The 15,576-nt window shown below is 43.7% G+C and carries 15 protein-coding genes; 9 read left to right on the top strand and 6 right to left on the bottom strand.

Going from position 1 to position 15,576, the window contains the following annotated elements; translation table 11 throughout:
• Positions 1-15: 15 nt before the first annotated feature.
• Positions 16-3,465 carry a SusC/RagA family TonB-linked outer membrane protein gene (locus I2I33_RS00880; RefSeq protein ID WP_229128140.1) on the bottom strand — a complete coding sequence of 1,150 codons (3,450 nt, stop codon included), beginning with the start codon at positions 3,463-3,465 and terminating at the stop codon, positions 16-18.
• A gap of 142 nt (positions 3,466-3,607) precedes the next feature.
• Positions 3,608-4,636, bottom strand: coding sequence for a FecR family protein (locus I2I33_RS00885; protein WP_195666710.1), 1,029 nt, complete (start codon positions 4,634-4,636; stop codon positions 3,608-3,610).
• Positions 4,637-4,745: 109 nt separating this feature from the next.
• Here I2I33_RS00885 and I2I33_RS00890 point away from each other — a divergent pair, with 109 nt between their 5' ends.
• From I2I33_RS00890 to I2I33_RS00900, 3 genes are all read left to right on the top strand, one after another.
• Positions 4,746-5,273 carry an RNA polymerase sigma factor gene (locus I2I33_RS00890; protein ID WP_195666711.1) on the top strand — a complete coding sequence of 176 codons (528 nt, stop codon included), beginning with the start codon at positions 4,746-4,748 and terminating at the stop codon, positions 5,271-5,273.
• Positions 5,274-5,423: 150 nt separating this feature from the next.
• Positions 5,424-6,140 (top strand): type IV toxin-antitoxin system AbiEi family antitoxin, encoded by a 717-nt coding sequence (locus I2I33_RS00895; protein WP_317193304.1) that lies wholly within the window; start codon positions 5,424-5,426, stop codon positions 6,138-6,140.
• On the top strand, positions 6,137-6,937 hold the full coding sequence (locus I2I33_RS00900) for a nucleotidyl transferase AbiEii/AbiGii toxin family protein (protein ID WP_087419081.1): 801 nt from the start codon (positions 6,137-6,139) through the stop codon (positions 6,935-6,937). Before I2I33_RS00895 ends, I2I33_RS00900 begins: the two co-directional genes overlap by 4 nt.
• Positions 6,938-7,062: 125 nt before the next feature.
• Here the strand turns inward: I2I33_RS00900 and I2I33_RS00905 are convergent, their stop codons facing one another.
• Positions 7,063-7,374: a helix-turn-helix domain-containing protein gene (locus I2I33_RS00905; protein ID WP_229128141.1), complete on the bottom strand. Its 312-nt coding sequence runs from the start codon at positions 7,372-7,374 to the stop codon at positions 7,063-7,065.
• Between the two features lie 582 nt (positions 7,375-7,956).
• On the opposite strand from I2I33_RS00905, the gene I2I33_RS20515 reads away from it, so the two are divergent.
• Both I2I33_RS20515 and I2I33_RS00915 read left to right on the top strand, forming a co-directional pair.
• Complete coding sequence (locus I2I33_RS20515) at positions 7,957-8,121, top strand: helix-turn-helix transcriptional regulator (protein WP_368660536.1); 165 nt, start codon at positions 7,957-7,959, stop codon at positions 8,119-8,121.
• A 10-nt stretch (positions 8,122-8,131) separates the two neighbouring features.
• Entirely contained in the window at positions 8,132-8,458 is a 327-nt protein-coding gene (locus I2I33_RS00915) for a hypothetical protein (RefSeq protein WP_087419083.1), read from the top strand.
• A 54-nt stretch (positions 8,459-8,512) separates the two neighbouring features.
• Here I2I33_RS00915 and I2I33_RS00920 read toward each other — a convergent pair whose 3' ends face one another.
• Complete coding sequence (locus I2I33_RS00920; RefSeq protein WP_118304568.1) at positions 8,513-8,923, bottom strand: hypothetical protein; 411 nt, start codon at positions 8,921-8,923, stop codon at positions 8,513-8,515.
• 154 nt (positions 8,924-9,077) lie between these two features.
• On the opposite strand from I2I33_RS00920, the gene I2I33_RS00925 reads away from it, so the two are divergent.
• From I2I33_RS00925 to I2I33_RS00935, 3 genes are all read left to right on the top strand, one after another.
• On the top strand, positions 9,078-10,385 hold the full coding sequence (locus I2I33_RS00925) for an amidohydrolase family protein (RefSeq protein ID WP_229128142.1): 1,308 nt from the start codon (positions 9,078-9,080) through the stop codon (positions 10,383-10,385).
• Positions 10,386-10,505: 120 nt separating this feature from the next.
• Positions 10,506-11,369 carry an agmatinase gene (gene speB / locus I2I33_RS00930; protein ID WP_087419084.1) on the top strand — a complete coding sequence of 288 codons (864 nt, stop codon included), beginning with the start codon at positions 10,506-10,508 and terminating at the stop codon, positions 11,367-11,369.
• Positions 11,370-11,441: 72 nt separating this feature from the next.
• Positions 11,442-12,464 carry a 1,9-bis(guanidino)-5-aza-nonane synthase gene (locus I2I33_RS00935; protein ID WP_087419085.1) on the top strand — a complete coding sequence of 341 codons (1,023 nt, stop codon included), beginning with the start codon at positions 11,442-11,444 and terminating at the stop codon, positions 12,462-12,464.
• Between the two features lie 237 nt (positions 12,465-12,701).
• Here I2I33_RS00935 and I2I33_RS00940 read toward each other — a convergent pair whose 3' ends face one another.
• Together I2I33_RS00940 and I2I33_RS00945 are read right to left on the bottom strand one after the other, a co-directional pair.
• The gene (locus I2I33_RS00940) at positions 12,702-13,211 is read right to left on the bottom strand and encodes a threonine/serine exporter family protein (protein WP_087419086.1); all 510 of its coding nucleotides are present in this window, start codon (positions 13,209-13,211) and stop codon (positions 12,702-12,704) included.
• A complete protein-coding gene (locus I2I33_RS00945) occupies positions 13,208-13,984 on the bottom strand; it encodes a threonine/serine exporter ThrE family protein (protein WP_118304569.1) in 777 nt (258 codons plus the stop codon). The genes I2I33_RS00940 and I2I33_RS00945 overlap by 4 nt, the downstream gene beginning before the upstream one ends.
• A gap of 100 nt (positions 13,985-14,084) precedes the next feature.
• On the opposite strand from I2I33_RS00945, the gene dinB reads away from it, so the two are divergent.
• Positions 14,085-15,161 carry a DNA polymerase IV gene (gene dinB / locus I2I33_RS00950; protein ID WP_087419752.1) on the top strand — a complete coding sequence of 359 codons (1,077 nt, stop codon included), beginning with the start codon at positions 14,085-14,087 and terminating at the stop codon, positions 15,159-15,161.
• Positions 15,162-15,576: the final 415 nt, after the last annotated feature.

Consider the following 15,576-nt stretch of genomic DNA (forward strand, 5'->3'; position numbering starts at 1 on the left):
CTACATATATTTAAATTAGAAACTCAGGTTCAATCCAACCGACCAAGTACGCTGGATCGGATAATTAAAACCATCGTCCCCCAATTCCACGTCCCATATTTTGAAGTTCGTGATTAAGAAGGGGTTGTTGACACGAGCGTAAAATTTCACGCTTTGCATTTTCAACCTGCGCAAAAACTCTTGTGGAAGATTATAAGCCAGTTCAATAGAGGTACAACGTAGGAAACTACATTCTCGCATGAAATAGGTTGACCTTCTTTGTTCTGATCCTGTCCATGCTTCCTGCGGGTTATGCACGGTGATCGATTGCGTGGAAAGACGTGGCCAGAAAGGACGTTCCTTCATGTTATCGGCACTCCAGTGATCATCATAAATAGCCTTCAACATGGCCCGGTTATCCACGAACGGGCTAATTTTCGTGGGACTCATAAAGAAAGCCCGTTTCCCAGATCCTTGGAAAGCAAAGCTAAATTCGATGTTCTTGAAGTTGAAGAATCCACTAAACCCGTAGATTACCCGAGGAGTAGTCGGGAACCCAATGTACGTGGCATCATTCACATCGATCACGCCATCCTCGTTTATATCACGGTAGCGGATATCCCCCGGCATGATGTCACCTCCTTGGGTAGGCGAATTATTGATCTCCGCTTGATCGCGGAAAAGACCTTCGGCAATGTAACCAATCTGTTGTGACAGTTCATGTCCCTCTCTCCGCTGCCATGCCGGTTTACTCGTCGCTTCCTCGATCTTCCTGTAAGTAGCCTTGCTATACGTGAACGTACCGTTCAAAATCATCCAAAGATCCGGCGTAAAGGCATGTTGTACTTTACCTGAAAGATCAATACCCCGAGAGCGAGCCTTACCCACGTTACCTAATTGTGGTTTTTCCAATCCGGTAGTAGACGGCATCGTGTAGCGATAGTCCAAGATATTATGACGAACTTCTTGATAAATGTCGGCATTAAGCTCCACGATTCCTCCAAAGAACTTGGTTTCGATACCAATATTGCTTTGTTCAGCGATTTCCCACGTAAGTTTTTCATTGGGATAAGAAGCAACATAAGGTCTCGTCAAGGAGTTTCCACTAGGAGAAGGATCTAGACCACTATCATTATCCAACAACGGTAGGTGAGTAAAGCGAGGGGATTTAATTACACCATCATTTCCAACCTTACCCCACGAGAAACGGAATTTCAAGAAAGAAAGCCAATGAGCTGTGTGATCGGCAAGAAATCTCTCCTTGGAAGCAATCCAAGCACCACCTAATGCGGGGAAAAAACCAAATTGGTGATCTTTAGCAAAACGTTCAGACCCGTTATACCCGAAACTGGCCTCCGCAAAATATTTGTCCCTAAACCCGTAGGTCCCGCGCATGGACAAACCCAAATTCCGATTCGGGATACCATCTAACACGGATGCGGTTTGAGATGTGGTAGTCTCTTGGGCATTCAACACAACTGTCAAGCTGGTCTGATGTTCACCCCAAGCTGCCACGTGCAAACCCCGTACCTCGTAACTCATCTGCGTGGATTGAGCGCTATTGGTATGTTGAGGATCAGTATCTTTTGCCAATGTCCTTGAGGCTTCAGTACTATTCAAAGCATTCAACTGATGTACTCCAGTTTCAAAATCATAGTTTTTCAGAGAATACATATAAGGTTGTGTTTTATAAGCATTCGCATAGTACCCGGTTTGATTTATCGAAACGGAAGCTCGTAATTCCAAACCCTTGAGAAGAGTCGAAAGATTATGTATATACTCCGCACGAGCCACAGCCGAGTAGCGACGACGATCCTTGTATCCCTGATGCAATATCAAATAAGGATTTACAGTCTGTTGATCCACGGCACCAAAACGAAGATGCGGCCAGTTAGATGATTCATCGGCAGGGTAAGTCGGGGCAAAATCTACCGGAGAGGCATTAAATGCCAAATAATAAGCCTCCGAAACATCAGCATAAGGGCCACGGTATTTATCCAAATTTGCTGAAGTGTTTATATTCAAACGAATCCCGGCACTCAAGTCAATATTCAGGTTCGTACGGAAAGAAAAAGTATTGTTTTCAATATTACATTTGAACTGGTTCAGACGGTCGGTTTTCAACATACCCTCATCCCGTACATAGTTAACAGAAGCATAATACTGCACCAATCGAGAACCTCCCCGCATATTTAACCCGGCACGGTGATTGATGGAGTAATCATGGAACATGATGTTGTACCAGTCGTTCGCCGGATACACCCAAGAAGGATATTTATCTGACCCTGTACGCTCGATACGCTCCACGCTATACTGCGGAGTGGCATCCGGATTACGTGCAAGTAATGCCTGGTTGTACATCTTCATGTAATTGATCGGGTCTACCACCTCTATCTCCCTTGTCGGCATACTCAATACTGCCTCGTAACGAACAGAAGTGTAAACACTACCTTCCTGTCCTTTTTTCGTGGTAATCAAAATTACTCCGTTTGCCCCGCGGGCTCCATACATGGCAGTTGCCGATGCATCTTTCATCACACTGAAAGTTTCAATATCTTCCGGTGTCATACGGGAAAGATCCAGCTTAGACGACTCTACCCCGTCAATCAAGATCAAAGGGTCAATATTGGCATCCGTTTGGAAAGAAGTAATACCACGAATGTAGAATTTGGTATTCATTTCTTCTTCCGTCAACGCACCGGGAATACCTCCCGTTTGCCATCCCACGATACCGGCGATTTTCCCGGCAAACTGGGAAGTCAAGTCACTACTTGAAGATTTCAAGGTTCTTGCATCCACGGTAGTGATTGCCGAAACCACGCTCTCTTTCTTTTGCTCCCCGAAAGCCACAACGGTTACCTCCTCGATATTCTCAGCCGTGGGATTCAAACGAACGTTTAATTTCGTTTTCCCTTTGAGCGGTACGACTTCTGTCTTGTAACCAATGAAAGAAACCCGCAAGGCATCCTCCGGCCGGGTATTGATCGTGTAACGTCCCTCGGTATCCGTGGCCACCCCTTGGGTCGTTCCTTGGATAAGCACCGTGGCCCCGGGAATAGGATTCCCTTTTTCATCCACAACCCGCCCGGTTACGGCTACCAACTGTACCGGTTTTGCCTCCTTAACCACGATCACGACCCGATTCTTTTCGAGAACATAATCATAGGGACTGTCTTTCAACAATGTTTTTAAAGCCTCGTCCACGGTAACATCTTTTACTTCCAAGGTGAAGTGTCGGTTTTTGTCCACCGCCCCGTTACTTTGGAAACCGTAATCAATACCCGTCTGCCGATTAATCTCGGCAAGAATGGTCTCCAGCGTGGCATTTTTCATCGAAATGGTTACTTTCTTCTGGATGACCTGAAACACACAAGATGTCGCCCCGTACGTGTCCCTAGGTATAGCTCCTAGTGTCGTAAATACCAAGAATATATACAACACAATTTTTTTAGCGATAGAGATACCGCCCATGTGATTTTTTTGCATAAATTTGTCGTACTAATTTAATTAAATAGTAAATTCACTTTACTGTTTGATGGTCGCTATGGATAAAGGCTCAATTTTATACGATAGCGATTTTACCCTAAATTATCCTGCCTAGCGGGATAATTTTTTTACTTGTTGTTTTTTACTTCACGATGTAATGCCCCCTTTCTTTTATAAATTTACAATCCGTCATTTCTTCAAGGAATTGAATTACCTCATCAATCGGAGTTTCTTTACTCAAATTCATGGTTACTTCAATCCGGGCTAATTCCGTCCGGGTCTCGAACTCGACCCCGTACCAAGTTGAAATATCTTCCAGCACGAGATCCAAAGGCTTGTCCCGATAGCGGAACACGTTATCCAGCCACGCCGTGGCATATTGCACGTCCACACGTTCCACTTTAATATCACCGGACCCCACGTTATAAGCGACCTGTTCTCCGGGAATGACTTGAATCTCATCACGACCGGGAGATTTAAAACCAATCTTCCCCTCGATCAACACGGTCTCGACCGTCTTTTGCTGGCGTCCCTTCACGTTAAACCGGGTCCCGTAAACCCGAATTTTAGAACTGTCAATATTTACCACGAACGGCTGCCCCGACTTCGTCACGTTAAAATAAGCCTCTCCCGACAATTCCACCTCCCGCAAATCCCCGACAAACTCTTCCGGGTATTTCAAGCGACTCCCGGCATTCAACGTTACCTCTGTCCCATCAGCAAGCGTCACGTTATACGTGAACCCGGCAGGAATGATTAGAGTGTTGTACGCAATTTCGCGAGCAGTCCTTACCGTATCATACGTGATATGGTTATTCGCAATCTGAATGTTCGATTTCTGAACAACGGAATCCATCTTTTTCTCTTTCAGGTTCAAACTGTTCCCGTCCGCCAGAATCAAGGTCGGCACGGCAAACTCGTGATCCATCTTGATCACGCTGACCACTTTTGTCGCCTCAGGCACTTCTTCCTTTTCATGTACCCACAACGAAGCAAACACGAGTCCACAACACAGCACCGCCGCCACGGAACTCCCGCTCCAAATGATCCGACGGCACATTCTCACACGACGCAGCCGCCGATCGAATCGTACTCCTGCGGCCTCAACCTCTTCATCCGAAGGGATTTTCACGTTATCCAGCATTTCTTCTATATCTTTTTCAGTCTTCATGTCTATATCTTTTTACACATATATAAACTGAAACAGGAAAAACTACCGTAGAAAAGTGATTTTTTTCAAAAAAGATTTACATTTGCACAAATAAATCTATATTGGATGTATGTCAAAACAGAACGATATTATCCTTTTGGAATCTTTTAATCGGCGAAACCCGAAAGCCTTTAGTATCGTTTATCGAATGATATATAGAGAATTATACCTATACGCGACCCATATTTTCAACCCGTTGAATCTTCCGGCAGAAGACGTTATACAAGATATTTTCACCGATATATGGCTCCGGGAATCCGTTCAATTCCCGTCACTCCCTTACATCAAAACATTCTGCTTTATCGCATTGAAGAATGCCTACAAGAATAAAATCAAGCATCTGGGATACCAGCAACGTTTCGAACTGGAAAGTAAAGTCGAAAACGAATTTTCGGAAGACATCGAGCAAGTGGAACTATTCCATTCCTTGTATGAATCACTAAAATTCCTACCCGATGATCACGCCACGGTTATCCGCATGTACCTCGAAGGCTGGAAACCCGAAGAGATCGCCACGAAACTGGGCCTCGCCCTCCAAACCGTCTACAACAAACGCCGAGAGGCAGTTCTTATTTTGCGGAAACATATGGTGAAGTAATTGTCTATAATTTATTGCAACCCTAATCAAAAAATGATTATCTTTACAACAAATTATATTGATATGACTATAAGAAATTGGATAAAACAACAAGAAAGTCTTGGTAAGCCCACATTCTCATATCGAGATGTAAAAGTCAATTTTAGTGACATGCCCGAACAACATATCATGAACGAGTTGTACCGTCTGTCAAGGCAAAAAATTATCCAATCAGTTTACAAAAGCTTTTATACCGTGATTCCGATACAATATTCAGTTCGTGGTATCGTCCCCCCCACTTATTATATCGACCAACTGATGGAATATCTCGCTAAACCTTATTATATCAGTTTACTCAGTGCAGCGGAGATTCATGGTGCAGCCCACCAGCGCCCTCAACGCTTCTCTGTCACGACTTTACGCCCCGTGGTAACAACATCTGCACGGAAAAACAACCTTATCGTTTGGAATTATAGAAAAGATATTCCCGAAAATTTACTTTGCAGCAAGAATTCCGAAACCGGGATAATTCATTATTCATCAGCTGAATTGACAGCTGTTGACCTCGTACAATTCGAGCATCAGATAGGAGGATTGTCCGTTGCCGCCACAGTTCTTTCTGAATTAGTAGAAACTATCGACTTCTCCAAAAACTCAAATACTTTATTTCAGACAGCCTCATTAACATCGATTCAACGACTCGGATATATATTGGATTACATACTGGAAGAGACAAAACAGGCCGAGATGCTGTATCAGCAATTATGTCTACTAAACAAAAAGCTCGGCTATACACCTCTTGCACATTGTCTGCCCATCCGTGGAAACAAACGAAACAACAAATGGAAAATTATTATTAATCAAACAATAGAAATAGACGATATATGATAAACAGATCAGCGATACAAGAATGGGGCGCACAAGTACCTTGGACGGACAATGCTCAAGTGGAACAGGATTTACTGATTTCACGTTGCCTCGTGGCTATTTTTAACGATAACTTTCTGCGAAATCAACTGGCTTTCCGTGGAGGTACGGCTCTTCATAAATTATATCTTTCCCCCCAGCCTCGATATAGTGAAGATATTGATCTGGTACAAATAACTGCCGGCCCCATAAAATCCATCATGTCCCGACTAGGCGAAGTTCTTGATTTTATGCCAAATAAAGTAACAAAACAGAAACGATATAATAACACCATGCTATTTCGTATGGAATCCGAAATACCTCCCGTCATGCCGATTCGTTTGAAACTGGAGATAAACTGCTTTGAGCATTTCACTGAAATGGGCCTGGTAGAAGTTCCTTTCTCGGTCGGAAATAAATGGTTTTCCGGTTCCTGTAAGATTACTACCTACCAATTTGCTGAATTATTGGGGACGAAATTACGTGCGCTCTATCAACGAAAAAAAGGGCGTGATTTATTTGATCTGTACGTTGCATTAAAACAAACGGATGTAAATCCAGATGACGTGATTCGCTGCTATCACAAGTATATGAGGTTTACAGTACAACAGCCACCCACCTACAAACAATTTATTCTCAACATGGAGGAGAAAATACAAGATCCAGATTTCCTTGGTGACTCACAATTATTACTGCGACCGGAGATTTCATTCAACCCCCAAGAGGCATATCTAGTTGTGAAAGAGAGGCTCATTGATAGACTTTCTTGGACCAGATAATATACTTTTGGGCCTCGCCCTCCAAACCGTCTATAACAAACGCCGGGAGGCGATTCTTATTTTATGGAAGCATATGGTGAAGTAATAAACTACTCACCTCGTTTGGGAACAAGGAATTTATGAAATTACATTATAGTAAAACTAATTTTACGTCCAAGCCCTTGAAATATCTTAAACAACGTGGAAAGCTGAATATCTGCATGTCCATTTTCGATACGGGAAATATAACTTTTTTTTGTTCCTATTTTAGCTGCAAGTTGCTCCTGCGTCATACCCGCTTTCAAACGCTCCGCTTTTAATTGTTCCCCTATAATGAATGCCTCACAACCATTTTCAAATTCATTACGTTCTTCCGTCCCGATAGCACCAAAATCTTCCGTGATTAAATCCTCAATCGGAGTACATCCTATTGCTTTCAATTCATCATTACTCATCATTTTATTCTCTTTTTTCTGCCATAACAAGTATTTTCGCTTTTACAAAGATAACTAATTAGTGAACAAAAATCAATGATTCATCCGTTTTTATTATTAGAAAACATCAACAGGGATAAAATAGGGATAAGCCCCCCTTTTACTATAGTTATAATCTCCCTTGGACCTTTCCTCTTTCTTTCATCGTCCTTTCATAACCCATTCCCAATATACAGGAAATGGTGCTGAAAGGACGGTATAACGGTCCCGTGAGATTATTACAGTATTATCACAATGTTATTACGAGGTTAAAACTCTAATTAGGCAGGGGTAGAGAATCTAAAGAGAACCTAAGGAGAAGTTTCCCAAATAATCCCACTTATTCGAAGAACCCTCGAAGCTTACACGTAGCTCCCACATTCCACAATATTTAAGCTCTGTGAAAGCTTCGAATAAGCTCTGGTTAAGTGAGATTATCTCGATTAGATTACCACTTTATCTGGGTTAGATTAGGATATAAATTGGGGTTGTCCAAAAACATTTGAATTATCCCGTTTTTATCGTAAATTTGCACTAAAAGGGAAATATATTGCACTATGGATTTCTATCAACTTATTAAAGAACCGTCGTGCTTTACTTGGTCTGACTCAACAGGATTTGGCAGATTATACCGGTTTGAGTCCGCAGATCATCAAAAGTATAGAAACGGGAAAGCAAATACACAAGCGTTCTTATCAAGAGCGTTTACACCGTTTTCTGAGGAATAATTAAATATCACACCATGACAGAAGAAGAGAACAAACAACGGATGCACGATCTATTGGTAGAGATCGAAACCTTGGAAAAAGATGGGTTCCCCATCCAGCAGCAATGTACCGAGGCGATTGCCTGTCTCGAAAGAGCCCATAAAATGTTTGTCCAAAGAGCAACAAAAGAAGGATTCAGCTTACAGGATTGCCGGGTGGGAGAAATAGAAATAAAGCAATACTCGGCGATGAAACAGATGGCTATAAAAGGAGGACTCCCCCACGCACATTATGACCAGCGCATCCGGGAAGTACGAGTCCGGCTATTCGGAGAACAAATGGTAAAAGATAATTTTGATTGACTTCATCAGCTCTCCCGGAGAACCCCAACAAGGAGCTGATGATTTTTGCAACGCCTATTCTTCAACAATCTCTACTTTCAGACGATCCGGTTTTTCTTCCGTGATTTGCAGTTTCGTACCTTTAATTGCTACGCGAATCGCATCCCGGATACTCATTTTACCTTTCACGGCATTTACTTTCACGCTACCCGTCTTTGCCAAATCCGTCTCGATAAAACATCCCGTGGCATGAGCCAAAGCCTGTGCCGTTTCATCGAATCGCTGTGCCGGAATATCATACGGGATTTCAGTAATCGTATCCAGACATCCCCGACAGGGATGACGTAAAGTATCCACAGAACTCGATTCAGCAATTGTTGTGGACTTCGCCTCAACAACCCCAGAATCACTTGTTTTCACCTTATCCTTACACCCGCAGAACAACGCTCCCGCTAGCAAAAGAAAAATTAAACTTACACGTTTCATAATATCTCACATTTTAAAGTTAAACTCCTATCCATCTCACCTATAGCTATCACTCTTGATTTCACTATTACAAATGAAATGCCATACCAGGAAAAACAGTCATATTGTCCCTCGAAACCGGAAATATCACTAACTTTGGCATAAAAACAAGACTATGGCAACTACAATTATATTCAACGCTTGTATCATTACCATGAATGAAGGCATGGAGGTGATCAAAAACGGTTCCATCCGGGTGGAAGACAACCAGATAAAAGAAATTCGAGAAGGAAAAATCGAATCTCCTGACGCGGAGTATTTCGATGCAGAAGGCATGATCGTGATGCCCGGATTTATCAACACACATACTCACGTCCCCATGACCATGTTACGCGGGTATGCCGATGATCTCCCTCTCCACACTTGGCTAAACGAACATATTTTCCCGGCAGAGGCACGCATGGTGACCCCGGAAAACGTGGCAGTTGCCGCCCGCTTTGCTTTTATCGAGATGATCAAGTCGGGAACCACGTGTTTCAACGACATGTACTTCTTTGAAGACATCATCGCCTCGGAAGCCAAGAAAGCGGGTATCCGGGCCGTCGTGGGGGAGTCCCTGATCGACTTTCCGACACCGAGTTTTCACACGGTCGACGAAGGGGTAGCTCGCTGTGAATCTCTCGTTCAACAATGGTACGGGGACAGCTTGATTCATCCTACCATTTGCGCCCATTCTCCCTATACCTGTTCAAAAGAGACGCTACAAAAAGCCAAAATACTCTCTGAAAAATACAACATTCCCCTCCACATCCACGTGGCAGAAACCCGTAAAGAAGTGGAAGACCTCACGAGTCAAACCGGTATGGCCCCGGCCGAATACCTTTACTCGATCGGGTTACTGGACAGGAACGTGATCGCAGCCCATTCCGTCTGGCTGAACCTGAAAGAAATTGAATTATACGCCCGGACCCGCACGTCTGTTGCCCACTGTCCGAAAAGTAATCTAAAACTGGCCAGTGGTATCGCCGACACGGATACATACATGAAAGCGGGCATTAACGTCAGCATCGGTACCGATGGCACGGCAAGCAACAACACGCTGGATATGGTGGAAGAAATGCGCTTCGCGGCCCTCCTTCCCAAAGGCTCCCTCCACAACCCGGAAGCCGTCAACGCCCGAACGGCATTACGAATGGCCACGATCAACGGGGCAAAAGCCCTCGGTATTCATCACCTCACGGGTTCTCTCGAGGTCGGGAAACGAGCCGACTTGATCGTGATTCATGCCGATGCCAGCAATATGCTCCCGATCTACGACGTGTATTCAGCCATCGTTTATGCATCCAACAGCAAAAACATCCGTTCCAGCATGGTAAACGGGAAATGGATTATGCGCAACCGGGAGCTTATGAATATCAATAAAACGGAAACCATGGAGTCCATGAAACACATCGTTAACAGCCAGATTGACAACCGAAAATGATGACATGGAAATGAGTCTTTCATTTTCGAATTTCCATTTTCAATTCTCAATTATATTCGTTAGTTTTGCAAACCTTTTTACAAAGAAAGGAGTTTATAAATACTATAAACCCAATTAGATATGGAAAATAAAAATTATGGAGGACTCGACAGCGAGTTTACGGCATACGAAACTGCCGAGATTGTAGTATTACCTGTACCTTATGACGGGACAAGCACGTGGTTGAAAGGGGCAGATAAAGGTCCCGATGCAATTCTTGAAGCATCGGCTAACATGGAACTCTACGATATTGAAACGGATTCCGAAGTATATACTCATGGTATCGCAACCTTGGAACCGGTGACAGAGGCCTCATCTCCGGAAGCCATGTCTCAGGAAGTTGAAAAACAAGTTGACAAGATATTAACCGACAAAAAGTTCCCGGTGATCCTGGGAGGAGAGCATTCCGTTAGTATCGGTGCATTCCGGGCTTTCGCCAAACACTATGAAAAGTTCTCTGTCCTGCAGTTGGATGCACATTCCGATATGCGTAGCGAATACGAAGGATCGACCCACAACCACGCTTGTGTCATGGCACGTGCCAAAGAAGTGGCAACCGTGGCTCAGGTAGGAATCAGAAGCTCCGCTATCGAGGAAAAAGAGAACATCATGCCGGACCGTATTTTCTATGCTCACGATTTACATGATGCCAAAGAAGGTAACAACTGGATGTACATGGTGTCCCAAAAATTACATGACAACGTGTATATCACGATTGACCTTGACGTTTTCGACCCGGCTATCCTTCCGGCTACAGGAACCCCGGAACCGGACGGACTCTATTACAGAGAAGTGCTGAACTTCCTGAAATTGATCAACGAACGTCACAACATTGTCGGTTTGGACGTGGTAGAACTTTGCCCCAACGAAGTCAACAAATCATCTGACTTTTTGGCTAGCAAACTAATCTACCAGATATTGAGCATAAAATATCAAAACCAATGAAATAATTTTAAATGACGAAATTGAGTCAATAAGGTCCTCATAATTGTACCTTATATTTTTAAGATAAATAGAATGGAAAAGAAAGATTTATTAAAAGACACTATCAAACACATCGACATCAAGTCGTATGACTCAACCCAATTGATCGACGCGATGCGCGATATGTCATTCACCTCTCGCGACACGGCCAGAGCAACCGATATTCTGATGATGATGGTCGGAGAGAAAGAGTGTACTAATATTCTTACCATTGCCGGAAGTACCAGTGCTGCCGGATGTATGCAGGTTTACGTGGATATGGTTCGTAACAAAATGGTTGACGTGGTAGTTTCTACCGGTGCGTCTATCATCGATATGGACTTGTTCGAGGCCCTTGGCTACAAACATTACAAGGGACATCAGGATGTGCCTGACATGCAATTAAGAGAACTTTACATTGACCGTATTTACGATACGTTCATCGATGAAGAAGAATTACAGGCTTGCGACCACACAACTTACGAGATCGCTAACAATTTGGAGCCGCGTCCCTATTCATCACGTGAATTTATCTGGGAAATCGGTAAATGGTTACACGAAGGACACGCCGTGAAGAAAGACAGCTTGATCCAGACTTGCTACGAATGTGGAGTACCCATCTTCTGCCCCGCATTCTCTGATTGTAGTGCAGGATTCGGAATTGGTAAACACCAATGGGAACACCCCGACAAACACGTGTCGATCGACTCTGTAAAAGACTTTATCGAATTGACCCAGATCAAGATCAAGGCAGGAACAACCGGCTTGTTCATGGTAGGTGGCGGAACCCCGAAGAACTTCGCTCAAGACACTGTTGTTTGTGCTGAAATCCTCGGATTCGACGTACCGATGCACAAATACGCCATCCAGATCACCGTGGCCGATGTTCGCGACGGGGCTTGCTCTTCTTCTACCTTGAAAGAGGCTTGCTCTTGGGGTAAAGTTGACGTTACCTACGAACAAATGGTTTACGCTGAAGGAACCACCGTTATTCCCGCTATCGCAAGCTACGTTTACCACAACGGACCTTGGAAAGAGAGAGAATACAAAAACTGGAACAAATTATTCCAAAAATAATTACGACACGAGGGAAACGAAAGTTTCCCTCTTTCTTTTTCCCCTCTTTACCGACAAACAGGTATATTACCAGTAACTTGCCTCGGGAATGCACTATACTCTCGTTAATATCTGAATCGTGAATTCATGATTCATCCCCACAAATGAACCAATCCCATCCGTTGACTTCCCGTTAACTTACTAACGAGACACACAAGAAACCCCGATTCAAGTAACCGTCATTACCTCACTGCATTTCTACTCTTTCCTCCTTCGCAGGAAACGAGTCATTGAAATCGCTTGCTTATGGAAAATGAATAGCGGCAATGACACCCCGATAGCCAACACAGCCAAAACAAAAGCGGTTGTCAATCCGTTGCGGAAAATCTCTACAATCAAGTTGGGGAGAATTTCCTCATCCTCCGTTCTCATGAAACGGATCAATGCCAAGATTGTCTTGTAAGCATACATTCCGGGAATCATGGGTAGCAATGAAGGGAAAGAAAAAACCTCTGCCGGGCAATGAATCAACCGGGCAAAATAAATACTGAACAAACCGATCGTGAACGAGGCACATAACGTGGAGGGGATTAAACCCAAGGCCGTGTGATTCAACAAGTAAAATCGAAGAGCGTGGCCCACGGCAGCCAACAAAGCCGAAATAAGAATCGCTTTCCTCGGGGGATTGGAAATCACGGCAAAACCAATAGCCGCTATCGCCGCAAAAATTCCATCAAGCAATACAGATAATACTAAATCCCAGTTCATAGCGTATCCAATCCTAAAATTAATAATGTTACCGACAACCCCAATGCGATACAAATTATAAGTATCGCCGCATTCACCGCACGAGACATACCTATCAGCACATGACCTCCCAAAATATCAATAATCGAATTAATCAAAGGTACCCCGGGGATCAGATAAAGGACACTGGAAGCCAAAGCTATATCCGGGGTCTTACCCCAGCCGAAATAGGTCCCGACCGAGGCAATAAACGAGGCAATAAAAGCCGATACAACGAAAACGACCATATGATTCACGTGGCGATTCATCATCTCCTGCCGTACCCAAAAACCCACGCAAGTCGCAGCACAAACCAGCATCATGGCAATCCCGTCTCCCCCGAACAAGCGACAGAATGCCGCGTTGGCCAAGGAAACCAAAACCAGCACCACCCAACGGGAAATGCGGGGTTCGTTCATCACCTCATGGTAATGAGCCGTTAACTCGCCCAACGACAGATGATGATCGTAAGCCTCCCAGCTCAAGGCACTTAACTCAGAAATCACTTGAAAGTTAATCGCCAAGGCAGGAATCTTCCGCACGTAAGTTCGCCGGATAGAATAATCTTCCGGATGCTTGATTGTCATGGTAATATTTTTCTGAAAAATCGTCACGTCAATCCCATACCCGAACGACTCGGCAATACGGGAAACACTCCTCACGGCTCTCGCCGTGTGTACCCCGACTCCCATCATACTCGTGGTGTAATCCATCAAGAAATTCGAGAGTTCCTGAATATCAACCTTTCTTTCCATATTATTTAACTATCTACCCTAATTTTCCCCTCGTATTCGGGGCCGCAAATATACATCAAAATTCAAGAGAAAGTTGTATATTTACTCATCGAAACGGGAGATGGAAAACAGAAAAATTATTCATATCGACATGGACGCGTTCTACGCCTCTATCGAACAACGGGATCACCCGGAATACAGGGGAAAACCGCTTGTCGTGGGGCGTCCGGAGAAACGCGGGGTCGTGGCTGCCGCCAGCTACGAGGCTCGCCGTTATGGCATACGTTCTGCCATGTCGTCCATGAAAGCCAAACAGCTTTGTCCCGACCTCATTTTCGTTGGTTCTCACATGGAATACTATAAATCGGTATCCATGCAGATTCACGAAATATTCCACGAATACACGGACATGATCGAACCCCTAGCTCTCGATGAGGCATTCCTAGACGTGACCGAGAACAAAAAAAACATCCCGTTAGCCGTCGATGTCGCCAGAGAAATCAAGAAAGAGATTAAAGAAAAACTAGGACTCGTGGCCTCAGCCGGGATCTCTTACAATAAATTCCTCGCCAAGATCGCATCCGATTACAAGAAACCCGACGGGCTTTACACCATACATCCTGACCGGGCCCCCGCTTTTATCTCCAAACTCCCGATCGAAGCATTCTGGGGTATCGGCAAAGTCACGGCTCGTAAAATGCACTCACTAGGTATACACACGGGGGCTGACCTCAAGGAATGTACACTGACATTCCTTACCCGCAATTTCGGGAAAGCCGGTACCTTGTATCACGATTTTGCCAACGGCATCGATCCCAGAATGGTTACCCCCGAACGAATCCGTAAATCCGTAGGCTGTGAAAGTACCTTCGAGAATGACTTGACGAACTATATCGCTGTCATCATAGAACTATACCACGTGACAACGGAATTAATTCTCCGACTAGAAAAGTCTGATTTCAAAGGACATACCCTAACCTTGAAAATCAAATTCCACGATTTCACCCAAAAGACACGTAGTGTCACTATGGCACACGAGTTACGAACAAAACAGGATATTCTTCCCCTAGCCAAAAAATTACTCAAAGATTTAGAACTTACGCAATTTAGAATACGCCTACTAGGTCTCTCTGTATCAAACCCTTTCGAAGAATTAACCACCGATGGCCCTTTACAATTAAGAATTAATTTTGATTAATTATGAAACCTTTACGTTCATGTGCCGTATATAGGCATATATTTTGAATGTAATCATAGTGTAACCGAAACTTAATACATAAGTGACAAGATTACGATGACAAAACGATACCTTTGTATCGGATTTCAAAAGAGACTTCGATTTTTTTTCATAAATTTGTTATTGGTATTTTGGGTCCCCGCTGAGACAGCGCGGACCATTTTTATTTTAGTATAAATCCTAACTTTTGTCTCCTTGTATTCGTATATAAAAGTGTGTATCGAAAATTAATCGATATAACAGAAATTTAACTACTAATTTTTTTGTATATAAAGAAAAGCCGATACCTTTGTATCGGATTTCAAGAAAAGACTTCAATTTTTTTTCATAAATTTGTTATTGGTTGCCTCCTGCTGTGACAGCACGAGGCTTTTTT

Origin of the sequence: Butyricimonas sp. BSD2780061689_150309_C8, from assembly GCF_015560935.1 — a bacterium.
Classification (GTDB): Bacteria; Bacteroidota; Bacteroidia; order Bacteroidales; family Marinifilaceae; genus Butyricimonas; species Butyricimonas paravirosa.